Source organism: Microtetraspora sp. NBRC 16547 (genome assembly GCF_030268965.1).
In the GTDB taxonomy this organism is placed as follows: domain Bacteria; phylum Actinomycetota; class Actinomycetes; order Streptosporangiales; family Streptosporangiaceae; genus Microtetraspora.
This window is the reverse complement of sequence record NZ_BSSE01000004.1, coordinates 400,431-424,939: the sequence shown is the minus strand read 5'-3', so window position 1 is coordinate 424,939 and position 24,509 is coordinate 400,431. Positions and strand designations below refer to the sequence as shown.

Genomic DNA, 24,509 nt, shown 5'->3' with positions numbered 1-24,509 from the left:
CTCGGACACCAGCATTGCCGTCAGCACGCGCCGACCCACTCCGCCGTGCCGTCGGTGAAGACCTGATGCTTCCAGATCGGCACCTGGTGCTTGAGGTCGTCGATCAGCCGCCGGGACGCCTCGAACGCCTCGCCGCGGTGGGGCGCGGCCACGGCCACGATGACCGCGATGTCACCCAACCGGAGGTCGCCGACGCGGTGCACGGCGGCGAGCGCGGTCACGGGATGGTCGGCGGCGATCTTCTCGGCCACCCTGCGCAGTTCGTCCTCGGCGGACGGGTGGGCCGAGTAGGACAGGAGCGTCACCGGCTTGCCCTGGTCCTGCTCGCGGACCGTCCCCACGAAGATCGCGGTGCCGCCGGCCGCATGGTCTCCGACCGCGTTCAGCACCTCGTCCACCGACAACGGGGTGTCACGAATGCTCAGTAAACGGATGACGTCCACGCACCTGAGATTAATACGGCGCCGCCCCGCCGGGCACGCAGCGCCGTCCCGAGTCCCGGCACCGCCGTACCGTGCGGGACGCGGGACGGCGTACCGGCCGGCCCGGGGCGCCGTACGGGCCGGTCAGACGCGGCGCTTGCGGCGCGCGGCACGGACGATGGCCGCGGTGCCGATGACGGCGACGGTGGCACCCGCCGCGGTGAGCGTGGCGTCCTTGCCGGAGAGGCGGCGGCCGACCACGGCATGCTTGCCCTGGCGCAGGTCGAGGAGCTCCTGCAGGGCGGCGTCGTTGGTCCACGCGGGCTTCCACCCGGCGGCGCGCAGCGCGGCGCAGTCGACGACCCACGGATAGACGACGTAGTGCAGGTCCGTCGCGGGCGCCGGGGTGATGCCGAGCCGGTGCAGCCGCTGGGCCGTGCCGAACGTCAGCCCGGCGGGCAGCTCGAAGCGGCGCAGGCCGGAGATCTCCTCGGCCTGCTCCATCTCCAGCCATCCGTCGGAGCCGACCGCCACGACGCCGGTGACGTGCCCGAGCGCGGCCATCTCCAGCGCGGACACCAGGTCGTCGATGTGGCAGAACTGCCAGCGCGGCAGCGAGCCCTTGACCACGAGCAGGCGGGGAGCCTCGAAGTGGCGGGTGATCACGGTGTCGATGCCGGGGCCGACCAGCGCGGCGGGCCGGAGCACGGTGACGCCGAGACCGGGGTGCGAGCGAAGGGAACGCCGGACCAGTGCCTCGATCTCCAGGTGGTCGCCGACGACGCCGGTGTCGGGCTCGGCCGCGACCGGGGAGTCCTCCGCGAGCGGCACCGGGTTGTCGTCGGCCGCGCCGTACACCATCGCGCTGGTGACGAGGACCACACGGCGGACCCGGGCCGCGGCGGACGCGGTGAGCACCGTCTGGGCGGCGCGCAGGTTGTACGCCCGGCGCTCCTCGGGATCGGCGTCCAGGGAGTAGTCACCGCCGAGGTGGACCAGGACGTCCACGTCGGCGATCCGGTTCGCCAAGAGCGGATCGCGGATGTCGAGAACACGCCAGGTGACGTCCGGCACGTCTCCGCGCTGATCGTCGATGGCCACGACACGGCGGAAATCCGCAGACGAGGCGACTTTCGCGAGGAACGCTCTGCCGAGACCGGAGGCGGCGCCTGTGACGGCGACTACGGGCGGACGAAGGCGTTTCGAGGTTGGCACGAGGTCCTCACTTTGCACTGATCCGCCCCACGGCGGATAACGTGGCGGATGTGGACTCCTCCATCCTGCACGAGGTGGCGCGGTGACTGACCTGCCAGGTCGTGAAAATGACCCCAACGAAAACCCGTTCGCCATGTTCGGCAGCCCGGAGCAGATCGCGGCGGCGATGCGGCAGTTCGCGGACATGCTGTCCGCCCCGCAGAGCGCCGGGCCTGTCAACTGGGACATGGCCAAGAACATCGCACGACACGCCGTGGTCGCCGAAGGTGACCCGAGCGTCATGGAGGGTGAGCGGCGACAGATCGTCGACGCCCTCAATCTCGCCGATCTCTGGCTGAACGAGGCGACCGCGCTTCCCAGCGGGGTGGTGAGCCCGCAGGCGTGGAGCCGCTCCGAGTGGATCGAGAAGACCGTTCCGGTCTGGAAGCAGCTGTGCGAGCCGATCGCCGCCCGCATGGTCGAGACCATGGGCGGCACGCTCAGCGCCACCGGCCTGCCGGCCGAGGCCCAGGCCATGGCCGGGCCGCTGATGGGCATGCTGAAGCAGATGGGCGGCATGATGGTCGGCCAGCAGCTCGGCCAGGCGCTCGGCACGCTCGCTCGCGAGGTCGTCGGCTCCTCCGACATCGGCCTTCCGCTCTCGGACACGGCCGCGCTGCTGCCCGGCGGGATCGCCGCGTTCAGCGAGGGCCTGGAGACGCCGTCCGAGGAGATCAGGATCTATCTCGCGCTGCGCGAGGCGGCCCACCACCGGCTGTTCCAGCACGTCCCGTGGCTGCGGGCGCACCTGCTCGGGGCCGTGGAGGAGTACGCCAGGGGCATCACCGTGGACCTCTCCGCCCTCGAAGGGAAGCTCCAGGGGCTCGACCTGAACAACCCCGAGCAGCTCCAGGAGATCCTCGGCGGCGGCGAGCTGCTCAAGCCCGAGGAGACCGAGCGGCAGAAGGCCGCCCTGGTCCGCCTGGAGACCGCGCTCGCGCTGGTCGAGGGCTGGGTGGCCACCGTCGTGGACGAGGCCGCCGAGGGCAAGCTCCCCTCCGCGACGGCGCTCGCCGAGACCGTACGGCGCCGCCGGGCGACCGGTGGACCCGCGGAGCGGACCTTCGCCACGCTGGTCGGCCTGGAACTGCGCCCCCGCCGGCTGCGCGAGGCCGCGGCCCTGTGGAAGGCGCTGACCGCCGAGCGGGGCGTCGACGGCAGGGACGCGGTCTGGAACCACCCCGACCTCATGCCCACCGCCGACGATCTGGCCGATCCCGAGTCCTTCGTCAAGGGCGAGGCGCGGTTCGACCTTTCCGCGCTGGAAGAGCCCGAGGGCGACGGGGAGTGAGCCTCCACCAGGACGCGCATGCCGTACTCACCGGGTGGACGGCGCCGACGGCGGACGAGGAGCTCCTCAGGAAGGAGTTCCTCGAGCACCTCGACACGTACGAGGACGCCATGTGGCGCGCCTGCGCGCCCGGCCACCTGACGGCGACCACGGCGGTGATCTCGCACGACGGCGCCCGGGTGCTGCTGACCCTGCACCCGAAGGCCGGGATGTGGCTGCCCATGGGCGGCCACTGCGAGGTCTCGGACGGCTCGCTCGCCGAGGTCGCTCTCAGAGAGGCGACCGAGGAGTCCGGCATCGCCGGGCTCACGCTGCTGCCCGGACCGCTGGCCCTGGACCGGCACCAGGTCTGGTGCCATCCGCCGCACAGCTGGCACCTCGACGTCGAGTACGGCGCGGTCGCCCCGCCCGGAGCCGAGGCGGTGATCAGCGACGAGTCGCTCGACCTGCGCTGGTTCCCGATCGAGGAGATCCCCGAGCTCAGCGACGAGGCGACCCGGCGGCTCGCCGCCCGCGCCCGGGCTGCACGAAATCCGCACATCTGACTTACGCGGGCTTGCCGGTCAGGACACTAGGGTCGGCCACATGACTCAGGTGGACGTGGGCGGCGTCATCACGGCCCCCCAGCGCCGGTGGCGGCGGGTGCCCGGACCACTGGCCTGGATCGCGGTGGCGCCGTGCGCGGTCTGGGCGCTGGTCCGGCTGGCCGGCGTCGACGGCCCCGTCCTCACCGAGCTGATCACCGCCACGCCGTACGTGGCGGGGTTCTCGTTGTTCGCGCTCCTGCTGGCGCTCGGGTCGCGCCGCCGGGTCGTCGCCGCCGTGGCGGCGGCGTCGTCCACCCTTATGGCGTTCATGGTGCTGCCCCGGGCGTTCGGCGACACCCCGACCGCGACCGGACCGTCCCTGCGGATCCTCACGATCAACCTGTTCGTCGGGCGCGGCGACGCCCATACGGTGGTGGACCTGGTCCGCCGGCTGCGCCCGGACGTCCTGAACACGCAGGAGCTGGAGCCGCGGGCGGTCGAGGCCCTCGACGCGGCCGGGCTGGGGACGCTCATGCCGTACAGCCACCTGGAGCCGGCGTATGGCGCGTCGGGCAGCGGCATCTACTCCCGCTATCCGCTGACGAAGCTGCCGGACTTCGCCCCGTCAAGCGGGCACCGCATGCCGTATGCCCGGTTCACCCTGCCGAGCGGGCAGGCCGTCGAGCTCGTCGACGTGCACACCATGGCGCCGCTCGGGCCGGACGTCGCCACCTGGGAGGAGGGGCTGCGGTCGCTGCCGCCGGCCGTTCCGGGAGTGGTCCGCGTCCTCGCGGGCGACTTCAACGCGAGCCTCGACCATGGAAGCCTGCGGGATGTGCTCGGGCGGGGCTATCTGGACGCGGCCGACGCCACCGGCGCCGGGCTGCGCACGACGTGGCCCGCGAACCGGCGTTTTCCTCCGCTGATCACCATCGACCACGTGCTCGTGGATCAGCGCGCGTCGGCGGTGGACGTCAACGTGCACGACGTGCCGGGCACGGACCACCGCGCCGTCTTCGCCGAGCTGCGATTGCCCACCACACTCTGAGCGACGGCGCTAGCTGAGCAGTGCCCGGGTGTTGTCCCAGCCTTCGAGGCCGGGATCGAGCCGTCCCACGTCGGCCGGTTTCCTGAGCCGGTGCCAGCCGGGGCCGGTGGCGACCATGCGTGGCCCCGGCGCCTGACGGCGGAGCCGTACGACGAGGTCGGGGTCGTCGAAGCCGGGGTCCGCCCAGTCCGGCAGGGGCAGCCGTGCGGCGACGGCGACCGCTCCCCCGCCCTCGGCGGGGCAGATCGCGACGTGGGCCCGGCCCAGCGCGCGGAAGAGCTTGCCGATGAGCAGCGGCGGCAGGTCCGGGGCGTCGGCGCTGACCACGACCCCCTCCGTGGCGTACGGCAGGGCCGCGAACGCCTCGGCGGGTGAGCTGATGGACAGGACCAGCGTGCCCGGCCACACGATGTCGTCCAGCCCGGGGACTCCGGCGGACAGGATGACCGGCTCGACGAATTCGAGACCGGCGACCATCTCGTAGGTGTCTTCGGCGACGGCCATGAGGAACTCGGCCGGATCGACTCCGGGAGGCGCGCCGTCGGCCATGGCGGGTGTGACGAGGACGGCCGCGACGCGGGTCAACACTCCTCCGGGGAACCGCTGGCCGCCATGGAGAACCCCTCCAGGAAGCCGCGGGCGCGCTCGGCCTTGGGGTAGCGTTCGACCAGCGCCCAGAAGCGGGGACCGTGGCTCGGAACCAGCAAGTGGACCAGCTCGTGCATGATCACGTAGTCTACGACCCACGCGGGCATCCCCCGGAGCCGTGTGGACAGTCTGATCGTCGCGTGGTCCGGGGTGCAGGAGCCCCATCGGTGCTGTTGGTTCTCGACCCAGCGCACGCTGCTGGGCATGGCTCTGCCGTCCAGATAGCGGCTGGTCAGCTCTCTGGCCCGGTCGAGCAGGTCGTCGTCGCTGAGGCGTCTTCGCTGCTCCTTCGCGGCGAGCCGGTCGAGCATGCGGCGCACCCACTGCTCCTCGTCGATCGTGCTGAGACCGGCTGGAAGCAACACGATGGTCTTGTCACCATCGCGGTATGCGGAAACGGTTCGCCGCCGACGTGTGCTCCGACGAACCTCGACTGTCTCGGGGGGCACATATGCAAGGTAGCCGACAACTGCCGGTTTCCACAGGGGGTCCATGACGTCTTCCCTGGTCAATCAGGCGAACGACGGTGGACCTTACGGGAAACGCAGATCCCTTCCCTCCCAGCAGTCGCGGAAGTTATCCACAGGGCACAAACACCGCCTCACCTGGAGTGACTAATCTCACGCTGCTATGAGACCTCGTTTGAAGCCCGTCCTGCGCCGGGTCGAGAGGGACGGCCGCACCCTGCAGTTCGGCGTCCACCCGGCGCGCGCGACCGTCCTGACCGATCTGCAGCCCGCCGTCCGCCGGTTCGTCGAGAGCCTCGACGGCACCCGGACGCTCGACCAGGCCGTGTCCGCGAGCGCCCTGGGCGCGGGCGCCGCGCGGGAGGTGATCGCCCTGCTGGTACGGCACGGCCTCGTCGAGGACGCGTCCGCGCGGCCCGGCGAGCTCGCCGCGCTGTCCCGCGAGGAACGCGAGGTGCTCCGTCCCGAGTTGGACCGGCTCTCCCTCGCGGCCACGGACGGCGGGCTGGCCGGTCTGCGGCGCAGGAGAGCGGCGCACGTCCGCGTCTACGGAGCGGGAAGGGTGGGCGCTCAGGTCGCCGCCCTGCTGGCCGCCTCCGGCGTCGGCCACCTCTGCGTCGTCGACGCCGGCACCGCCCGGCCCCAGGACGTGGCGCCCGGGGGGCTGGGCCGGCACGAGGTGGGGGCGAGCCGGGAGGAGGGCGCGGTCGCGGTCGCCCGGCGGCTGGCTCCCGGGATCAACGCCTGGACCGGCCGGACCGCCTCGCGGCCCGCGGACGGCGCGCGCCGCCCCGATCTGGTGCTCCTCGCCCCTGTCGAGCCTCTCGACGCCCTCCTGGTGCGCGAGCTGCACGCCGCGGGCATCCCGCACCTGCTCGTCACCGCGTTCGAGGGATACGGCTGTGTGGGGCCACTGGTGATTCCCGGGGTCACTCCGTGCCTGGGTTGTCATGATCTGTTCCGGCGCGACCGGGATCCGTCCTGGCCCGCCGTCCAGGCCCGGCTGGGCGGCTTCCCGGCGGGCGAGATCGCGTGCGACGCGGCCTTGTCCGCGCTGGTCGCCGCACAGGCGGCGGGACAGGCGCTCGCCTGGCTCGAAGGCGCCGCTGTGAGGGATGGCACACTCGAGATTTCCCCCGACTGGGGCTGGAATCGGAGCACCAGTCATCGGCATCCGCGATGTAGCTGTAGTCGAAACCCGGGAGCTTCGCTAACAATGGTCGCGTGAGTGACCTCCCGCGACGTGCCGTGACGCGCTCGGCGAAGCTGGCCGCCCTACCCCTGGGTTTCGCCGGCCGGACCGCACTCGGCCTGGGGAAACGGATCGGCGGCAAGTCCGCCGAGATCGTCGCCCAGGAGATCCAGCAGCGTACGGCCGAGCAGATCTTCAAGGTGCTCGGTGAGCTCAAGGGCGGCGCGATGAAGTTCGGCCAGGCGCTGTCCATCTTCGAGGCGGCTCTGCCTCCGGAGATCTCCGGCCCGTACCGCGCGACGCTGACGAAGTTGCAGGACGCCGCTCCCCCGCTCCCCGCCGCGGTCGTCCACAAGGTCCTGGCCGAGCAGCTCGGCGACGACTGGCGGGAGAACTTCCTGGAGTTCGACGACGCGCCGACCGCGGCGGCCTCGATCGGGCAGGTCCACAAGGCTGTCTGGCATGACGGCCGCCCGGTCGCGGTGAAGATCCAGTACCCCGGGGCGGGCAAGGCCCTGCTGTCCGACTTCAACCAGCTGGCGCGGGTCGGCAAGCTCTTCGGCGCGCTGCTGCCCGGCCTGGACGTCAAGGCCGTGCTGGGTGAGCTCAGAGAACGGGTGGCCGAGGAGCTCGACTACTTCGCCGAGGCCGAGGCGCAGCACGCGTTCGCGCAGGAGTTCCGCGACGATCCCGACTTCTTCGTGCCGGACGTGATCGCCGCTAACGAGCAGATCCTGGTCACGGAGTGGATGTCCGGGACGGCGCTGTCTCGGATCATCACCGACGGCACCACCGAGGAGCGGGACCGCGCCGGGCTGCTGCTGGTCCGCTTCCTCTTCTGCTCGCCGGCGCGGGTCGGCATGCTGCACGCCGATCCGCATCCGGGCAACTTCCGGATGATGGAGGACGGCCGTCTGGGGGTGCTGGACTTCGGCGCCGTCAACCGGCTCCCGGACGGCTATCCCCGCATGTTCGGCACGCTGACCCGGATCTTCAACCAGGGCGACATGGAGACGGTCGTCGAGGGGCTGCGCGACGAGGGGTTCATCCGGCCGCAGATCGAGGTCGACGTCGACGCGCTGCGGGCGTTCCTCGCTCCCTACGTCGAGCCCACGCAGGTGGAGGAGTTCAGCTTCAGCCGGGAATGGCTGCAGCGGCAGGCGGCGGCAGTGGCCGACCTGCGGCCCACCAACGTGGTGCGCCAGCTCAACCTTCCCCCGTCGTACGTGCTGATCCACCGCGTGCACGCGGCCGGGGTGGGCGTCCTGTGCCAGCTCGGCACAACCGCCAGGTTCCGCGACGAGGTGGCCCGCTGGGTTCCGGGCTTCTCCGATGACGAGGCGGAGGGAACGATCTCAGCGCCATCTGACGCATGATCGACGAAGGCCCGAGCCGCTGAAACGGCCCGGGCCTTCCTGTCGTGTTCCGCCAGGCGCCGGGCGGCCGTGGTGGCCGCCCGGGTGACACGCGCTCCCAGAGGTGGAGCGCTCAGGCGCGTGCGAGCGCCGCGAGCAGACGCCGTGAGGCACGCTCGGCCTTCCGGCGCGCCTTCTGAACGTTGTGGATCCGACTGGCCAGTCGCTGCTCGGCGGCCTCCCTGTGGAGGCCGCGTATTCGCTCGTCGACCAGTTCTTGATGCATATGCAGGGCGGCGGCGAGGTTGAGGCTCATCGGTTTTTTCTCCTCTTTCAGGGGTTTCTACGTGTGGTGATTCGTCTCAGGCAGCGACCGGGGTCTTGCGGGGACGCCCGCGCGGCCGCTTCCGGGGGACGATGGCCCCCCGCAGGATGAGTTCGCCGCCCCAGACGCCCCACGGCTCCTCGCGCTCCAGCGCGCGGGCCAGGCAGGCCTTCTGGATCGGGCAGCCTCCGCAGAGCGCCTTGGCGAACTCCACGTCCTCCGGAGACTCGGCGAACCACAGGTCGGGTTCGGTACGACAGGGGATTTCGGCTTCGATCAGGTCCATGACCGGGGCCGCCATCTGCGTCACCTCTTCGATTGGTTTTCGGGCTGGTCTGTCCTCTTGGGTGGGCGGAACGTGGCGGACAAAACAAGAAGGCCGCGGATCCTGTGTGCGGATCCGCGGCCTGAAGAGTGAAGACCAGTCAGGTTGTGACTGGTTCTCTCCAGGCGTAACGCGAACCGCGCACTCCACCCTTGGTGGTGTGGCTGGTCTGCTGCTCATTGCCCACCGGTCGGTCCGTGCTGGACGGGCGGTAGGCGGGGATGCCACGGCGCGCGTCGGCGAGAACGCCGAAGGCGGCCGAACCGAGCAGAGCCTCGACACGAGCGGCCTTGCCGCGCATCAGCGTGTCGAACGCGACATCGGCGGCCGGGCGTGCGGAAGCGAGCCTCGGGCTGGCAAAAATGATCATGCTCTCCACAGGACTCACCTCCACTCGAATGCGATGGTCGAACAGGGCTGTCCGACCGACTTTCCTGACCCTAAATGCGCGACCCGGGAGCGGGCAACATATTTTCTACCTGCGATTTCCGCAGTTTCGCGACACTGGCCGTCACGTTAGCACCCCGGCACACGCGCCGCGGCACTAGGGAGTGCCGGACAAATGCTGCCCGTCGCGAGCGCGGATCCAGATGGATGCGTCGCGAGGCGGAGGAGGAGGTCGGAGCGGAGCCTACGGCCGACATTCCCGGGCCCCGCGGAAACTCCGAGCCTGCGAGGAGTTTTCGTGGGTGGGGCGACAACGAAGCGAGGCGCCATCTGGGCGACGCGACGGGGCAAAGATTGACGGGAGGGGCACTAGCTGACGCGGATCAGGCACTCCTGGACGACCGACACCGCGAGCTGCCCGGACGACGTGTACATCTCTCCGCGGGCCAGGCCGCGGGCGCCTCCGGACCACGGCGACTCCTGGGCGTACAGCAACCAGTCGTCGGCGCGGAACGGCCGGTGGAACCACATGGCGTGGTCGAGGGAGGCGCCGCTGACGTTCGTGGCCCCCCACGCCATCCCGTGCGCGAGCAGGACGGTGTCCACGAGGGTGAAGTCGGAGGCGTAGGCGGCCAGCACCACGTGCAGCAGCGGATCGTCGGGAAGCTCCGCGTCGTACCGGAACCAGGCGTTGTTCTCCGTGCTGATCAGGCTCGGGTCGCGTTGCGCCTCCCATGGGAGGGCGCTGACGTAGCGGAAGTCGACGGGACGCGGCTTGGCCACCCACTCTCGCCACATCGCGTCGTCGCCGACGGCGTCGAGCATCCGACGCTGGAACGTCGGCAGGCTGTCAGGGGCGGGCACGTCGGGCATCGGCCGCGCCTGGTGCGCGACGCCGGGCTCGTCGATGTGGAACGACACCGACATGGTGAAGATCGCCTTGCCGTGCTGGATCGCGACGACGCGGCGCGTGGTGAACGAGCGCCCGTCGCGCACCCGCTCGACGTTGTAGACGATCGGGACCGTCGGATCGCCGGGACGGATGAAGTAGGCGTGCAGCGAATGGACCATGCGCTCCGGAGACACCGTGCGGCCCGCGGCCACCAGGGCCTGCGCCGCGACCTGCCCGCCGAAGACCCGCTGGATGCGCTCCTCCGGACTGCGCCCTCGAAAGATGTCCAGCTCGATCTGCTCAAGATCGAGAAGGTCGAGGAGCTCCTTCAGAGCGGAGTTCACAGCGAACCTCCATTACTCGCCGGTCACTCCGGCGGCGGCACGGCACAGGTCGAGCACAGCGTCACCATACCGGTCCAGTTTGACCCGTCCTATCCCCGCTATCCGCAGGAGGTCGTCTTCCGAGACAGGCGCCCGCTCGGCGATCGCCTGGAGCGTCACATCGGTGAAGACGACGTACGCCGGGACCTTGGCCTCCTTGGCGACCGAGGTGCGCCAGGCCTTCAGACTCTCCAGCAGCGCCTCGTCGTAGTCGGCCGGGCAGCCCGCGCAGCGGCCCAGCTTCTGCTCCGCGGCTGTCGCGAGGGACTTGCCGCAGATCCGGCACTGGACCGGGAGCGCCGCCTTCCTCGACGAGGAGCGCCGCTCCACCGGGGGCGGGGTCGCCGTACGCGGGGAAAGGCCGTCGAGGAAGCGGGACGGCCGACGGGACCGGCGACCGCCCGGGGAGCGGGCCAGCGCCCATGAGAGATGCAGGTGCTCGCGGGCCCGCGTCACGCCCACGTAGAGCAGCCGCCGCTCCTCCTCGATCTGCTCGGGCGTCTCGGCGTACACGATCGGCACCATGCCGTCGGTGAGGCCGACAAGGAAGACGGCGTCCCACTCCAGGCCCTTGGCGGCGTGCAGCGAGGCGAGCGTCACCCCCTCGACGGGCGGCGCGTGCTGCTCCATCGCCCGCCGCTCAAGCTCCGCGACGAAGCCGGTCAGGTCCGCACCCTCGGCCGCCATGTCCTCGGCGAGGTCGGCGAGGGCCTTGAGCGACTCCCACTTCTCCCTGGCCTTGCCTCCGCCGGGCGGCTCGGGGGTGAGCCCGATCCCGGACAGGATCGCGTGGACGCCCGGCGCGAGCGGCTCCTCCTCGTTCGCCGACCGGGCGGCGCCACGGAGCAGGACCACGGCCTGGCGCACCTCGGGGCGCTCGAAGAACCGCTCGGCACCGCGCAGCACGTACGGCACGCCGGACTCGGCGAACGCCTTCTCGTAGGCCTCGGACTGGGCGTTGACCCGGAAGAGCACCGCGATCTCCCGCGCGGGGACGCCGTCGGCCATGAGCTTCTTGACGGTCAGCGCGACGCCCAGCGCCTCGGCCGGCTCGTCGTCGTACTCGGTGAACTCCGGCTCCGGCCCCTCGGGGCGCTGCGCGACCAGCTCCAGCCGGTGCGGCGAGCGCGCCATGACGCGGTTGGCGAGCGTGACCACCTGCGGGGTGGAGCGATAGTCCCGCACCAGCCTGATCACCTTCGCCGACGGGTGCTCGACGGCGAAGGTCGTCAGGTAGTGCGGGGTCGCGCCGGTGAAGGAGTAGATGGTCTGGTTGGGATCACCCACCACGCACAGGTCGTCCCGGCCGCCGAGCCAGGTGTCGAGCAGCAGCTTCTGCAGCGGGTTGACGTCCTGGAACTCGTCCACGACGAAGTAGCGGTACTGCTGGCGAATCTGGGCGGCGACCTCGCGGTGCTCGGTCATCACCGCGGCGGTCAGCTCCAGGATCGACTCGAAGTCGATCAGGTTGCGGCGGCGGCGCAGATCCTCGTACGCCTCGAAGAGACGGGCCACCTCCTCGGGGGCGATCGGCGGCGTGCGCCGGGCCTTGAGCGCCGCGGCGGGGTAGTCCTCCGGGCCGACCTGGGTGACCTTGGCCCACTCGATCTCGCTCGCGACGTCGCGCAGCTCGCCGCGGTCGGGGTTTCTCCTGGCCAGGCGGCACGCCTCGACCAGCAGCGGCAGCTTGGACTCGACGATCTGGGGCGTGTCGCCGCCGATCACGCGCGGCCAGAAGTAGCTGAGCTGGCGCAGCGCCGCCGCGTGGAAGGTGCGCGCCTGCACACCCGGCGCGCCGAGCCGACGCAGCCGCTGCCTGAGCTCGCCCGCCGCCCGTGTGGTGAACGTCACCGCCAGCACGCACTGTGGCTCGACCACCCCCGACTGCACGGCGTACGCGATGCGATGGGTGATGGCGCGGGTCTTCCCGGTGCCCGCGCCGGCCAGCACGCACACCGGACCGCGCACCGCCTCGGCGACGTCGCGCTGCTCGGGATCCAGCCCCGCGAGGACGTCCACGTAACGCTCCCAACATGCGATGCGGACGGATGAACTGGCATCATCCTTCCAGCAACTAACAGAGACAGCGTGGTTTCCTCCACAAGGGGGGATCCTGGCTCCGGGGAGGAACGAGCAGTGCGAAGGACAGCGGTAGGTGTCGGAGCCCTTGCCCTCGCTGCCGTTCTGCTCGCGCCGACAGGTGCCGACGCCGCCGCGGCCGACCCCACGCCGTCGCCCACTCCCACTTCCACGCCTACACCAACGCCAACGCCCACGGTAACCGCCACGTCGCTGCCCTCGGACACCACGGTCCGCACCTTCTCCTACGGCGCGCACCCCCAGCAGCGGATGGACGTCTGGTGGCACCCGACGGGAGAGCGGCGCCCGGCGGTCTTCGTCATCCACGGCGGCTGGTGGTCGGGGGGCGACAAGAAGTACACGACCTCAATCAGCCGGAGCTACGCCCAGCTCGGCTACACCGTCATCACGATCAACTACCGGCTCTCCGGTGACGCTCCGTGGCCCGCGCAGCGAAGTGACGCGCTGAACGCGATCGCGACCATGCGCAAGCACGCCGAGACGTTCAACATGGACCCGGACCGCTACGTCGTGCTCGGTTTCTCCGCGGGCGGCCACATCGCCGCGGCGGTCGGCACCTACGGCGACGGCCTGCCTGGGCTTCGCGGTGTCGCCGGCATCTCCCCGGTGATCTCGCCGCTGACGGCGTACACCGACGGCGACGAGGGCGGGGACGCCTACCAGCGCAAGCTCCGCAGGGCCGCGGTCGCCCTGGCCGGAGGCTGCGGGCCGACCCAGTGCCCCAAGGTTTGGTCGAGCATGGAGGTGGCGTTCCACGCGAGTCCCTCGGACGCCCCGATGCTGACCGTGCACTCCCTGGACGAGTTCGTGCCGCCGTACCAGAGCGAGCTGCTCAAGCAGGCGCTCGACGAGGTCGGTGTGAAGATGACCGTCCGGACGATGCCCGGCACCCAGCACAGCGCGCCGCTCTACCGCGAGCCGGGCGTGACCGAGGGCGTCCAGTCGTGGATCGCCGCGCGCCTGGCCAGGTGAGCCCGTCCTGACCTGGCGTGCTCCCGTGCGGAGCAGTGTGACCGGACAGGCACCGCCGGGCGGGAACATGAGCGGTGGTCGCCCGTGTTGACAATGACTGCTCATGAACACATGAAGGGACGAAGATGGCGCTCACTGTCTACACGACGAGCTGGTGCGGCCCCTGCAAGCGGCTGAAGGGCCAGCTCACCCGCGAGGGGATCACCTTCCAGGAGATCGACATCGAGCGGCATCCAGACGCCGCCGAGTTCGTGATGAGCGTGAACAACGGCAACCAGGTCGTCCCCACCGTGGTGGCGGACTGCCACACCATGACGAACCCCTCGGTGGCCGAGGTGAAGCGGCACCTCACCGGCGCCTGCTGACCCCTGCCACCATCCCCGGACCGGCACCAGCCGACGTCGGTCGGCGTCAGTCGGTGTCGATCAGCGAGCCGTACCAGGTCTCGATGAGCCTGCGGGCGATCGAGACCTGGGACGGAAGGCCCAGCTCTCCCGACCGCACGGCCGCGCTCAGCTCCTCCCTGGACCACCAGCGGGCCTCGGTGATCTCGTCGGCGTCCGGCCGGAGCTCGGTGGAGACCGCCTGGGCGAAGAACCCCAGCATGAGGCTGCGGGGGAACGGCCACGGCTGGCTGCCCATGTATCGAGGAGCGGCCGCGACGACGCCGACCTCTTCGAGGACCTCACGCAGGACGGCCTGCTCCAGCGACTCGCCCGGCTCGACGAACCCGGCGAGCACCGACATCCGGCCCTCCGGCCACTGCGGCCCCCTGGCCAGCAGGATCCGGTCGTCTTCATCGCGCACCAGCATGATCACCGCCGGGTCGACCCGGGGGAAGTGCTGGCTGCCGTCCTTGGGGCAGATCCGCATGTGACCCGAGGCCGCGACGTCCGTACGGCTTCCGCAACGCGGGCAGTGCTCGTGTCCGGCGTGCCACGCCTCCAGGGCGACGGCGTAGACGAGCAGCCCGGCGTCCCGGTCGTCGAGCAGGGCACCGGCCTGGCGCAGCCCCATCGGAGCGCGGTGCGGGGAGTCCGCCTGGAGTGACCCGCCCGCGTCGCCGACGGTGAGCGGCGCCTTGACCGCGAAGTACGGCACGCCGTCTGTGTCCACGCCGAGCAGGTATCGCGGCCCTTCGGGAGCCTCGGCCGGTGACATGAGCGCCAGGCTCACCTCGTTGCCACGGCTCCGGATCAGCGTCTCGCCCCCGTGGACGAGAAGGACGCGGGTCGCCTCGTCGGCCCAGACGCGCTTCAGCCAGTTTTCGTCGTTGCGCAGCCCGGCCGAGCGGTCGACGATCCCGCGCGACAGCAGCAGCGGGCCCATGAGCACGTCACTCGATTCCACTCGCCTATCTTTCCATTCGCCGCCAAAATGATCTCTCGAAGGCTAGGATGTGCCGAGTTAGGTTAGCCTTACCTTCGGGGGTCACTGCGTGCGGCTGTACCTCACCTCGCTGAATCCCACCGACTCGGTCACCGAGGGCTTCCTGCCCGCGGCCGAGGCTCTGGGCTGGGACATCACGATCCTGACCGGCCATCCCGGCGGTTATCCCGGGTTCGAGACCATCGAGACGGACGTCCGCGACGTCCGTGCGCTGATCGACACCATCGCCCGGCACCACCCGCCCGGCGCCGTCTTCTCCAACTCCGACCACATCCAGGCGGAGACCGCCCTCGCCGCCGCGTACTTCGGCCTGCCGGGCAAGGACTGGCGCGCCTGCCTCACCGCCAAGAACAAGGCCCTCACCCGCCGGTGGCTCACGCCGGTCGAATCCGTCCGGTCCGTACGGCTCGTGCCCGGGGCCGGCCTGCCGGACGCCGTGCCGTACCCGGTGGTGGTAAAGCCGGCCATGGGGGTCGCCAGCGAGGACGTCGTGCTGGCGAGGGACGCCGGCGAGCTGGACGACGCCGTCGCCGGGATCAGGGCGCGCCGGCCCGGCGAGATCCTGGTGGCTGAGGAGTACCTCGACGGCCCCCTCCACACCCTCGAAACGCTCGGCGACGGCGTCACGACAGCCGTTCTGGGGGGTTTCCGCACCACGCTCGGCCCGCTGCCGCACTTCGTCGAGGAGCGGCTCGACTGGGATCCGGAGCCTCCCCCGGGCGCGTGCGAGCACGTGCTGGCCGCGCTGGCCGCGCTCGGTGTGGGCTTCGGGGCGTGCCACACCGAGTACGTCGTCACGCCGGACGGGCCGCGGATCATCGAGGTGAACTATCGGGTGATCGGCGACAACTGCGACCTCCTCCTCGCCGACCTGACCGGCGTGCCCCTCTTCGAGTGGATTCTCCGGGTACACGCGGGCGAGCCCCTGCCCACGTGGCGGGAGGCGCCCGCCGCCGGGCACGGCGCGGTGGTCAGCCTCGTCGCCGACCGTTCCGGCGTGGTGACCTCCGCGCCTCCGGCCGGGGAGGGCCGGTGGATGGGCCCATGGGAGGGCCCGCGGGAGGACCCGCGGGAGGACCCATGGAACAGCACCGGGGAGCACGGCGGCGTCCGCCTGTGGCACCGGCCCCTGCGGCGGGTCGGCGACCGGATCGAGCTGACCGGAACCAACCGCGACTATCTCGGCCTGCTCCGCGCGGTAGGCCCGGACCGCGCGGGCGTCGACGCCGCCGTGACCGCGTTCCGCGACGACCGGCCGTGGGTGATCGCATGAGCGCGATGGCGGGGCTCCACTCGGTGGGGCGGGAGCCGTACCTCGCGGGGCGGGTGCTGAACGCGCTGATCCGCGAGGACTTCGCCGGGATGGCCTCCCGGCTGGAACGCGGCAGGGACGGCGTCGCCTTCGCGCTCGCCTCCGGCCGGAGGGTACGGCTCGCGCCGGGCGGCTTGTTCCAGGACTTTTCCGTCTCCCCCGAGGTGACGCTCACCCTGGCGGAGGTCCTGGAGACGCTGGAGGCCGTGGCGACGCCCGCCGACGCCTCGGGGGTGGCGGCCTTCGCCACCGAATGCCACGAGACACTCGCCGCGCTGGAGCTCTACGACCGCCACGGGGCACAGGCGCTGGAGCGAGCGCGCGGCCCCATCCGGTACGAGGCGCTCGCGGCGGCGGTGGACCACCCCGTGTACCCGACCGCGCGCTGCCGCCTCGGCGTCCCGGCCGAGGGCCTGCTGGCGTACGCCCCGGAGTTCGCGCCCGCGTTCGACCTGCGCTGGGCCGCGGTCCCCCGGGAGCGCGTCACGCTCGCACCCGAAGCGGAGGACTTCGCCGGCCCCTTCCCCGGCCTCGCCGAGGTGGGACTCCCGGGCCGGCTGGCGGACACGCACCGGCTCTTCCCCGTGCATCCGCTCGCGCTTCCCATGGTCACGGGCATCCCCGGCGTCATCGTCGCGGGCCTGCCGTACCTCAGGGTGCGGCCCACGCTGTCGATGCGCACGGTGGTGGCCGGTGAGCGGCTCCACCTCAAGCTGCCGATCCCGACGAGCACGCTCGGCCTGCGCAACCGGCGGTCGATCAAGCCCGCCACGCTTCGGGACGGCGCGCTCGCCGAGAGGCTGCTCCGCGACGTGCTCAGCGAGGAGCCGGACCTGCCGGTGGTCCTCGCGGACGAACAGATTCACGGCCACGCGGAGCACGAATACCTCGGCTGGATGATCCGGCGGCTGCCTCCTGGGGAGATCGTCCCCGTGGCGGCCCTGGCCGCGCCGGGTGTGCTGCCCGAGCTCGCCGCGCGGTTCTACCGGGGCGCGGTCCGGTCCCTGATCCGCGACTACCTGACCATCCTCTTCGCGTGGAACGTCCGGCTCTTCGTGCGGTACGGCATCGCGCTGGAGGCCCATCAGCAGAACCTGTCCCTGGTCTTCGCGGACGGGACGATGCGGCTGATGGTGAAGGACAACGACGGGCTCCTCGCCGCCCCTGACCGGCTGGGTGCGGCCGGCCTCGCCGTACCGGGCTTCGCCGACGAGCGCATGCTGACCGACGACCCGCACTCCCTCGCCGACGTGTTCGTGACGATCACGCTGCATCTGGCCGCCGCCGCCATCGCGTTCGCGGCGGTCGAGGACGCGGCTGGGCTGATCCGGGACACGCTCGACGGCGCGCTCGCGGAGTTCGGCGAGCACCCGATGGCGCGGCTGCTGCGGGCCCGGACGCTGGACGCGGCCCGGCTGGTCGGCAAATCCATGGTCACCGCCGCGACCCTGGTGGACAAGGAACGGTCGGGAGCCAGGGACGTCAACAAGTTCTACGGCACCAGCGGGCCGAACTACCTGCGCTTCCCGCGTTGACCTGCTTCCCCGACCTGCTTCCCCGACCTGCTTCACCGACCTGCTTCACCGGACCGCGGACGGGGTCCTCCACGCCGAAGGAGATTCGATGAACGTCGTGTGGAAATGAACGCCGTATCGACGGCGGAGAGCCGCCCGCGGGGTCGTCCGCGGAGCCGTCCGCCCACCGATGAGGACCGCCGTGCCGTCGCGGAGACGGTGACGCTCGGGGCGTTGCTGCGCTGCTGCGTCCGCGAGGTGGCCGGGCCGCGCGGGCAGGTCTGGCCGGCCGGGCCGTACTTGCTGCTCCGGGTGGCCGGGACGCTGCTCCGGGCGCGGGTCCACGGCGGGATCGCGCTGCGCTTCGACGGCCCGGCCGAGTGGCTCGCGGGCGGCGCCTGGCAGCCGCTCACCTCCGAGATGCTGGTCAAGCTGGTCGAGCAGGAGCTCCCCGGCGGCAACGAGGAGTTCGCCGCGCAGGTGGCGAGCAGCCGCGAGGCGATCACGGCGCTGCTGCGCGCCCGCGAGCGGACCGGGGCGCCCGAAGATCCGTGGCTCGCGTCGGAGCAGGCACTGGTGGCCGGACACCCCTTCCATCCCTCTCCGAAGGCGCGGGAAGGGTCCGGCTGGGTGCGCTACGCGCCGGAGGCGCACGCGCGGTTCCCGCTCCGGCTGCTCGGCGTGCGCGCGGATCTGGTGGCCGGGCGGGGCGAGACCGGCGCGCTGGACCTGTTCGGCTCCGCGCCGCCGGGATACGTGCCGCTGCCCGCCCATCCGTGGCAGCTCGACCTTCTCGCCGACGAACTGCGCGGCCCGCTGGCCGACGGGCGGCTCGTCGATCTGGGTGACGGCTCGCGTCCCGTGGTCCCCACCTCGTCGGTCCGCACGGTGTATGACCCGGAGACCGGGATGTGCCTGAAGTTCAGTCTCGATGTGCGGATCACCAACTGCGTGCGGAAGAACGCGTGGTACGAGCTGATCGGCGCGGTGGAGCTGAGCGAGCGGCTCGGCCCGGTGTTCGCGCGGCTCGCCGCCGACTTCCCGGGGACGCGGTGGCTGCCCGAGCCCGGATACCGGTCCGCCGACCTCGGCGTCCGGCTGCTCGAAGGGCTGGGCGTGATCCTCCGGCCCGGTCCCTGGACGGTGTGCGGTCCTGGCGTCACCCCGGTCCTCGCCGGCGCGCTCGCCGGACCGCTCCCCGGGCCCATCGCAGTGCCCGCCGCAGTGCCCGCCGCAGGGTCCGCCGCAGGGTCCGCTGGGAGGGCTGCACGCGCCCCGGGTCCGTATGGCGCGGCCGACCCCCTCGACTGGTGGCGGTCCTACGTGGAGAAGGTCGCGCCGCCGGTGCTCGACGCGTACTTCACGCACGGGGTCGTCCTCGAACCCCACCTGCAGAACGTGCTGCTCGGGGTCGATCACCACGGCCTCCCTCGTGAAGTCATATTTCGTGACATGGAGGGGACCAAACTCCTCCGGGACCGGCACGACGTGTCGGACCTGCCCTCCGCGGTGGCCACGGCGCTCACCTACGACGCCGAGCGGGGCTGGAACCGGATCGTCTACTGCCTCCTGGTGAACCACCTCGCCGAGATCGCCGCCACGGTCGCCGAACACGCGGGGCAGGACCTCTCGCCCGAGCTCTGGGCGATCGCCAGGGACGTCCTCGCGGCGTACGCCGCCGGGCACGGCTCGCCGCCCCTCCTGGCCGAACTGCTCGCGGGCGCGCCACTGCCGGCCAAGGCCAACCTCGGCGTGCGCTGGGCCAGGGGCGCCGACCGATCCGCCGGATACGTCCCCATCGCCAACCCCCTCGCCTGACGTCCCCATGGCGCCACGACCGGCGATTCGCGCTCCGTCGGGGTCAGGCGGGCAGTGGTGGCTCAGAGACCGCGGCGATATCGGGCGGCAACCGCGGAGACCCAGAGCATCGCGGTGATGGCGCCGACGGCCAGGGTGAAGGAGCCGGCCGCGCCGCCGGTCATCGACCAGCCGTCGCCGACCAGCAGCGCGGTGCCGGCGACGCGGGAGGCGACGGCGAGGCCCCGGTTCCCGGCGCGGCCGAAGTGCCGGCCCAGGATGTAGCAGGCGACGATCAGCGCGATGAAGGCGACCGATCCGGCGGCCATGTGGCCGTAGCTGTGCCAGGTGAGCGTCTCGGGCATCCCGTCCGGGGTGCCGATGGGGAAGCCGTCGGCCGCGTCCATGACGAAGACTCCCGCGGCCATCATCCCGATGCCGTTGACCAGGACCAGCCGTGGCGTCCAGGTGCCTCCGGGAGTGCCGCGCATGGCGCGGCGCAGGCCGGTCGCCCCGGCGATGGTCAGGAGACCGGCGACCAGGAAGTTGGCGATCTGCAGCCAGCCGAGGGAGCCGTTGCTCAGCGCGCTCAGCGGGTGGCGGATCAGGTCGAAGCCCTCCCGGGTGGCGGCCTGGGCCAGGGAGATGGTCGCCCACAGGGGCGCCGCGACCGCCGCGCAGGTGAGCAGGGCGCGGGTGGTCGCCGAGGTCGCGGGGGTCGCGGGAGTGGTGGTGGCGGCGGGGATCTGGATGGCGGTCATGGCCGATGCCTTTCTGGTGTTCGTCGGTTCTCGCTGACACGTCGATCCGGTGATGCGACAGGGAATGCCGCCGTTCCCTGTCACATAAGGTGTTCGACGCTTGGGCGAAACACCGAAGCGAATAACGAACACGGAGAAACCTCGTGCGCTACCTGATGACGACCAAGGCCACCGACACCGCCGCCCCCGACGAGACGCTGTACGCCGAGATGGCCAAGTTCGTCGAGGAGTTGACCGCGGCCGGGGTCCTGCTGGCCACCGGCGGCCTGGAGGCCGGCGGTGTCCGCGTCGCGTCCTCGGGCGACACGATCACGGTGACCGACGGGCCGTTCACCGAGGCCAAGGAGGCGGTGGCCGGTTTCGCGCTCGTCGAGGTCCGCAGCAAGGAGGAGGCAATCGAGGTGACCCGGCGCTTCCGCAAGATCGTCGGGGACGGCGAGAGCGTGATCCAGCAGGTCTTCGGCCCCTGACACCTGTGCGGCCGGGCTTCGTGAGCGCACTCCCGGCCGCCGGACCGCGACGCCTCCGGCACCGCCCGGCGCCCCTCTCCTGACCGGGGGCGCCGGGCGGGGCCTCTCCCGTGAGTAGGCACGGGCCGGAGACCGAACCACCACACCGAACCGGCGAAAGGCATCGGCAGACCATGATCGACGCTTCCCTCCCTCCGGAAGGCGTCCGGCGGACGATCGACGCGGTCTGGAAGATGGAGTCGGCCAAGATCGTCGCCGGACTCACCCGCATGGTCCGCGACGTCGGCCTCGCCGAAGAGCTGGCCCAGGACGCGCTGGTCTCCGCGCTCGAACAGTGGCCCGAGTCCGGCGTCCCGGACAACCCGGGAGCCTGGCTGATGGCCATCGCCAAACGGCGGGCCGTCGACCACATCCGCCGGTCCGCCCGCCTGGAGCGCAAGCACGAGCAGATCGCGTACGAGCTGGAACAGCGACAACCGGACGGCGAGCCGGACGACGTGCTGCGGCTGATGTTCCTGTCCTGCCACCCCGTGCTGCCCACAGAGGAGCGGGTCGCGCTGACGCTCCGGCTGCTCGGCGGTCTGACGGCCGCCGAGATCGCGCGGGCGTTCCTGGCCGTCGAGCCGATGATCGTCCAGCGGATCGCCTCTGCCAAGCGGACGCTGGCCGAGGCGGGGGTGCCGTTCGAGCTGCCGGACGGCGCCGAGTTGACCGAGCGCCTGTCGTCCGTGCTCGGCATCATCTACCTGATCTTCAACGAGGGATATTCGGCGACCTCCGGCGACGACCTGATGCGGCCGGAGCTATGCCTGGAGGCGCTGCGGCTCGGCCGCCTGCTGGCCGAGCTGGCTCCGCACGAGGCCGAGGTCCACGGCCTGATCGCGCTCATGGAGCTCCAGGAGTCGCGCTCCGCCGCGCGCACCGGCCCCTCGGGGGAGCCGGTCCAGCTCCATGAGCAGAACCGGGGCCGCTGGGACCGGCTGCTCATCCGCCGCGGTTTCACCGCCATGCTGCGCGCGCGGGAGGCGGGCGGCCCGCCGGGGCCGTACATGCTGCAGGCGGCGATCGCCGTGTGCCACGCGCAGGCACGGACGGCGGAGGACACCGACTGGGCACAGATCGCGGCCCTGTACGAGACGCTGTCCCGGCTGCTCCCGACCCCGGTCGTGCGGCTCAACCACGCGGTCGCGCTCGGCATGGCGTACGGGCCGGAGGCGGGGCTGGCCGTGGTGGACTCGCTGACCGGCGACCCCACGTTGCGGGACTACCACCTGCTCCCGAGCGTCCGGGGCGATCTCCTGCTCCGGCTCGGACGGCGCGAGGAGGCGCGGCGCGAGTTCCTGAGGGCCGCATCCCTCACCGGGAACGACGCCGAACGCGCCTTCCTGCGCCGCCGCGCGGACGAGATCCCCGCTCCCAAGGCGCCGACGTTCACTCTCTGGCAGGCCGCCCGCGGCTTCCTGGCCCGCGACGACTTCGACGGCGGAACCGCCCGCTCGTACGGGCAGACGCTGCGGCGGTTACGCCGGTCCCTGGGCGACGAGCTGCCGCTGGACTCGCTGACCGCCGATCAGGTGGCGCACGTTTTCCGTACTGCCTGGGGCGAGGCGGCGGCCGCGACCTGGAACCGGCACCGGTCCGCGGTGCGGTCGTTCTGCGCGTGGGCGTCCCTGGACGACCTCGCGGCGGGCCTCGACCGCCGGGCCGTGAGCCCGGCCCGTACGGAGACGATCGACGCGGCCCGGCTGGACGCGCTGTGGAACCTCCCCGATGTGCCCCTGCGGGAGCTGACCCTGTGGCGGCTCCTGCACGAGTCGGCGGCCGGGGTGACGACCGTGCTGTCCCTGAACGTCGAGGATCTGGACCTGGACGACCGCCGGGCCCGGGCGGGAGGCGGCTGGGTGAGCTGGCGTTCCGGTACCGCCCGGCTTCTCCCCGACCTGGTGGCCGGCCGGACCCGGGGCCCGGTGTTCCTCGCCGACCGGCGGTCCGGCCCCGCCCGGATGCCCGCGCAGGCCGACCTGTGCCCGGAGACGGGACGTCGCCGCCTGTCCTACGAGCGGGCCGAGTACCTCTTCAAGCGGGCCACCATCCCCCTGGACCCGGCCGGCGCCGGCTACACCCTCCGCCAGCTCAAGCCCCGCGGCTGACCACCGCGCACGATATCCAGGCGACTCCACATCTGGACGTCCCGCCATCGGTGTCGCGCGGCTTCCCGCGCCTCATGACCTCAGTCCATCTCGGCCGATCCAGAGCGGTATCCACACAGGAGCCATACCGCCTGCCGAGGTCTTCCATATGGCCGAGACCTTGAACGCCTCATCCAGGAAGTCAACCGCCCAGAGGTCCTGGAGAGCATCCGGGGATGGGCTGCTGCTTGGGGAGCTGTGGTTCTCGGGCGCGCTGGGCGGTGATCTGTGAGTCGGCGCGGAGGCACGCACATCTCTTCACCATGCGCGGAGAGTGATGACGAGATATGCGGAAAGTATCCATGTGATTGCGTATTGTATGCGCCGTGCCCGCGCTGCCCCCGACCATGGACGAAGAACGCTGGGTCGCGTTTGTCGACGAGTCCGAGTCCAACTCGTCCCTTGATCCAGACGTGTACATCCTTGTCGCCGCACTTGTCTGCGATGAGGCCATCTCTTCGGTTCGAAGCCGGATGGCCGCGGTGAGCGCAAACTCCACTGGGTCAAGGAGTCGGCTCGGCGCCGCGCCGAGATCATTGCGATCCTGGAGGACTTGGATGTCCTCTTCGTCTTCGTGGTGCATGAGGGGGAACCTGCGGCGAAGTCGGAACGGCGGCGGCGTAAGTGTTTCGAGCGGCTGGTCTGGGAGCTGTCAAAGGCGGGCGTCGCGGAGATCGTCATCGAGTCCCGGGAAAAGACCCAGAACAAGCGTGACCGGGACCTGCTGGGAGCGCTGCTCGCCCGTCACCGGATTCCCGGCGGCCTCCGGATCCAGCATGTGGCAGGTGCGGTCGAACCGCTTCTCTGGATCGCGGACTGTGCCGCCGGAGCGCTTGTCGCCTACCGATGCGACGACCCCAGCTATTTCAAGAGACTGTCCGAGGTGGCGGAGATTTACCGGATTGGCGGATGAAAGCCGCGAGCCCGGGACCCCACCTCCGGAGGGATCTTCCCGGGCTCACTTCCAACCGCTCCGCAAAGCGGCGGCGATGTCACAGATAGTACTCGACTCGCGCCTCCGGGTCGAGGCCCTTCCTCCCAACGCCCCCAGCGAGGGAACGCTGATTCCCAGCAACCGAGCTCGCCCACAAGTCCCGCGTTTTGACCGTCGGCCCTCACGATCACCGTCCCGCCGCTGCTCGCCGTTGGCGGTTGAAAGGCTTCTCCCGTACGTCGACATGCGCATGCGTGGAGACGGCACGCTGCTCGTCGTCGAGGTCTGCTCGCCGGGCACCCGGATGGTGGACTGGCACGAGAAGCCGCTGGACTACGCGCGGGCCGGGGCACCGCTCTACCTCATCGTCGATCCCGTGACCGATCCTCCGACGATGACGCTGATGAGCAGGCCGGTCGGCGATCTCGCTCCGGACGACGAGCGGCAGCCGTACCAGGAGATCGTGATGGTGGAGGCGGGTCAGCCGCTGGAGCTGCCGGAGCCGTTCGGGATCAAGCTCGACACATCGCTGATCTTCGGCTGAGCTTTCCGGAC

At 71.3% G+C, this 24,509-nt stretch carries 25 protein-coding genes; 14 read left to right on the top strand and 11 right to left on the bottom strand.

What is annotated here, in order from left to right; translation table 11 throughout:
- Positions 1 to 20: 20 nt before the first annotated feature.
- Both QSK17_RS09380 and QSK17_RS09375 read right to left on the bottom strand, forming a co-directional pair.
- A complete protein-coding gene (locus QSK17_RS09380) occupies positions 21 to 443 on the bottom strand; it encodes a molybdenum cofactor biosynthesis protein MoaE (protein ID WP_285704153.1) in 423 nt (140 codons plus the stop codon).
- A 123-nt stretch (positions 444 to 566) separates the two neighbouring features.
- Positions 567 to 1,655 carry an NAD-dependent epimerase/dehydratase family protein gene (locus tag QSK17_RS09375; protein WP_285704152.1) on the bottom strand — a complete coding sequence of 363 codons (1,089 nt, stop codon included), beginning with the start codon at positions 1,653 to 1,655 and terminating at the stop codon, positions 567 to 569.
- Between the two features lie 64 nt (positions 1,656 to 1,719).
- On the opposite strand from QSK17_RS09375, the gene QSK17_RS09370 reads away from it, so the two are divergent.
- From QSK17_RS09370 to QSK17_RS09360, 3 genes are read left to right on the top strand one after another with little or no spacing between them, the layout of a single operon-like run.
- Complete coding sequence (locus QSK17_RS09370) at positions 1,720 to 2,967, top strand: zinc-dependent metalloprotease (RefSeq protein WP_502889170.1); 1,248 nt, start codon at positions 1,720 to 1,722, stop codon at positions 2,965 to 2,967.
- Entirely contained in the window at positions 2,964 to 3,512 is a 549-nt protein-coding gene (locus QSK17_RS09365) for an NUDIX hydrolase (RefSeq protein ID WP_285704151.1), read from the top strand. Before QSK17_RS09370 ends, QSK17_RS09365 begins: the two co-directional genes overlap by 4 nt.
- A gap of 40 nt (positions 3,513 to 3,552) precedes the next feature.
- Positions 3,553 to 4,542 (top strand): endonuclease/exonuclease/phosphatase family protein, encoded by a 990-nt coding sequence (locus QSK17_RS09360; RefSeq protein WP_285704150.1) that lies wholly within the window; start codon positions 3,553 to 3,555, stop codon positions 4,540 to 4,542.
- Between the two features lie 9 nt (positions 4,543 to 4,551).
- Here QSK17_RS09360 and QSK17_RS09355 read toward each other — a convergent pair whose 3' ends face one another.
- Positions 4,552 to 5,127: a hypothetical protein gene (locus tag QSK17_RS09355; protein WP_285704149.1), complete on the bottom strand. Its 576-nt coding sequence runs from the start codon at positions 5,125 to 5,127 to the stop codon at positions 4,552 to 4,554.
- Positions 5,124 to 5,639: a M48 metallopeptidase family protein gene (locus tag QSK17_RS09350; protein ID WP_285704148.1), complete on the bottom strand. Its 516-nt coding sequence runs from the start codon at positions 5,637 to 5,639 to the stop codon at positions 5,124 to 5,126. Before QSK17_RS09350 ends, QSK17_RS09355 begins: the two co-directional genes overlap by 4 nt.
- A gap of 181 nt (positions 5,640 to 5,820) precedes the next feature.
- Here QSK17_RS09350 and QSK17_RS09345 point away from each other — a divergent pair, with 181 nt between their 5' ends.
- Both QSK17_RS09345 and QSK17_RS09340 read left to right on the top strand, forming a co-directional pair.
- Entirely contained in the window at positions 5,821 to 6,885 is a 1,065-nt protein-coding gene (locus tag QSK17_RS09345; RefSeq protein ID WP_285704146.1) for a ThiF family adenylyltransferase, read from the top strand.
- A complete protein-coding gene (locus QSK17_RS09340) occupies positions 6,882 to 8,225 on the top strand; it encodes an ABC1 kinase family protein (protein WP_285704145.1) in 1,344 nt (447 codons plus the stop codon). Before QSK17_RS09345 ends, QSK17_RS09340 begins: the two co-directional genes overlap by 4 nt.
- 112 nt (positions 8,226 to 8,337) lie before the next feature.
- On the opposite strand, the gene QSK17_RS09335 is transcribed toward QSK17_RS09340, so the two are convergent.
- From QSK17_RS09335 to QSK17_RS09315, 5 genes are all read right to left on the bottom strand, one after another.
- On the bottom strand, positions 8,338 to 8,520 hold the full coding sequence (locus QSK17_RS09335; RefSeq protein ID WP_285704144.1) for a hypothetical protein: 183 nt from the start codon (positions 8,518 to 8,520) through the stop codon (positions 8,338 to 8,340).
- Positions 8,521 to 8,566: 46 nt separating this feature from the next.
- Positions 8,567 to 8,830, bottom strand: a complete 264-nt coding sequence (locus QSK17_RS09330) for a WhiB family transcriptional regulator (RefSeq protein ID WP_061259399.1) — start codon at positions 8,828 to 8,830, stop codon at positions 8,567 to 8,569.
- 124 nt (positions 8,831 to 8,954) lie between these two features.
- On the bottom strand, positions 8,955 to 9,224 hold the full coding sequence (locus QSK17_RS09325) for a hypothetical protein (protein WP_285704142.1): 270 nt from the start codon (positions 9,222 to 9,224) through the stop codon (positions 8,955 to 8,957).
- Between the two features lie 386 nt (positions 9,225 to 9,610).
- Entirely contained in the window at positions 9,611 to 10,477 is an 867-nt protein-coding gene (locus QSK17_RS09320; protein ID WP_285704141.1) for an acyl-CoA thioesterase, read from the bottom strand.
- 12 nt (positions 10,478 to 10,489) lie between these two features.
- Entirely contained in the window at positions 10,490 to 12,535 is a 2,046-nt protein-coding gene (locus QSK17_RS09315) for an ATP-dependent DNA helicase UvrD2 (RefSeq protein WP_285704139.1), read from the bottom strand.
- Between the two features lie 117 nt (positions 12,536 to 12,652).
- Here QSK17_RS09315 and QSK17_RS09310 point away from each other — a divergent pair, with 117 nt between their 5' ends.
- Entirely contained in the window at positions 12,653 to 13,588 is a 936-nt protein-coding gene (locus tag QSK17_RS09310) for an alpha/beta hydrolase (RefSeq protein ID WP_285704137.1), read from the top strand.
- A gap of 125 nt (positions 13,589 to 13,713) precedes the next feature.
- Entirely contained in the window at positions 13,714 to 13,953 is a 240-nt protein-coding gene (locus QSK17_RS09305; RefSeq protein WP_285704136.1) for a mycoredoxin, read from the top strand.
- Between the two features lie 46 nt (positions 13,954 to 13,999).
- On the opposite strand, the gene nudC is transcribed toward QSK17_RS09305, so the two are convergent.
- Positions 14,000 to 14,917: an NAD(+) diphosphatase gene (gene nudC / locus QSK17_RS09300; protein WP_285704175.1), complete on the bottom strand. Its 918-nt coding sequence runs from the start codon at positions 14,915 to 14,917 to the stop codon at positions 14,000 to 14,002.
- Between the two features lie 109 nt (positions 14,918 to 15,026).
- Between nudC and QSK17_RS09295 the strand changes: the two genes are divergently transcribed.
- The 3 genes from QSK17_RS09295 to QSK17_RS09285 all read left to right on the top strand — a co-directional run bounded on the left by QSK17_RS09295 (position 15,027) and on the right by QSK17_RS09285 (position 19,621).
- Positions 15,027 to 16,250, top strand: coding sequence for an ATP-grasp domain-containing protein (locus QSK17_RS09295; RefSeq protein WP_285704135.1), 1,224 nt, complete (start codon positions 15,027 to 15,029; stop codon positions 16,248 to 16,250).
- A complete protein-coding gene (locus QSK17_RS09290; RefSeq protein WP_285704133.1) occupies positions 16,247 to 17,824 on the top strand; it encodes an IucA/IucC family protein in 1,578 nt (525 codons plus the stop codon). The genes QSK17_RS09295 and QSK17_RS09290 overlap by 4 nt, the downstream gene beginning before the upstream one ends.
- Before the next feature lie 105 nt (positions 17,825 to 17,929).
- Positions 17,930 to 19,621, top strand: a complete 1,692-nt coding sequence (locus QSK17_RS09285; protein ID WP_285704132.1) for an IucA/IucC family protein — start codon at positions 17,930 to 17,932, stop codon at positions 19,619 to 19,621.
- A 62-nt stretch (positions 19,622 to 19,683) separates the two neighbouring features.
- On the opposite strand, the gene QSK17_RS09280 is transcribed toward QSK17_RS09285, so the two are convergent.
- On the bottom strand, positions 19,684 to 20,361 hold the full coding sequence (locus QSK17_RS09280) for a DUF998 domain-containing protein (protein WP_285704131.1): 678 nt from the start codon (positions 20,359 to 20,361) through the stop codon (positions 19,684 to 19,686).
- 143 nt (positions 20,362 to 20,504) lie between these two features.
- Here QSK17_RS09280 and QSK17_RS09275 point away from each other — a divergent pair, with 143 nt between their 5' ends.
- The 4 genes from QSK17_RS09275 to QSK17_RS09260 all read left to right on the top strand — a co-directional run bounded on the left by QSK17_RS09275 (position 20,505) and on the right by QSK17_RS09260 (position 24,498).
- Entirely contained in the window at positions 20,505 to 20,831 is a 327-nt protein-coding gene (locus tag QSK17_RS09275; protein WP_285704130.1) for a YciI family protein, read from the top strand.
- Positions 20,832 to 21,004: 173 nt separating this feature from the next.
- Positions 21,005 to 22,981 (top strand): DUF6596 domain-containing protein, encoded by a 1,977-nt coding sequence (locus tag QSK17_RS09270; RefSeq protein WP_285704129.1) that lies wholly within the window; start codon positions 21,005 to 21,007, stop codon positions 22,979 to 22,981.
- A 592-nt stretch (positions 22,982 to 23,573) separates the two neighbouring features.
- Positions 23,574 to 23,933 carry a hypothetical protein gene (locus QSK17_RS09265; protein ID WP_285704128.1) on the top strand — a complete coding sequence of 120 codons (360 nt, stop codon included), beginning with the start codon at positions 23,574 to 23,576 and terminating at the stop codon, positions 23,931 to 23,933.
- 265 nt (positions 23,934 to 24,198) lie between these two features.
- Positions 24,199 to 24,498, top strand: a complete 300-nt coding sequence (locus QSK17_RS09260) for a Uma2 family endonuclease (protein WP_285704127.1) — start codon at positions 24,199 to 24,201, stop codon at positions 24,496 to 24,498.
- Positions 24,499 to 24,509 lie beyond the last annotated feature (11 nt).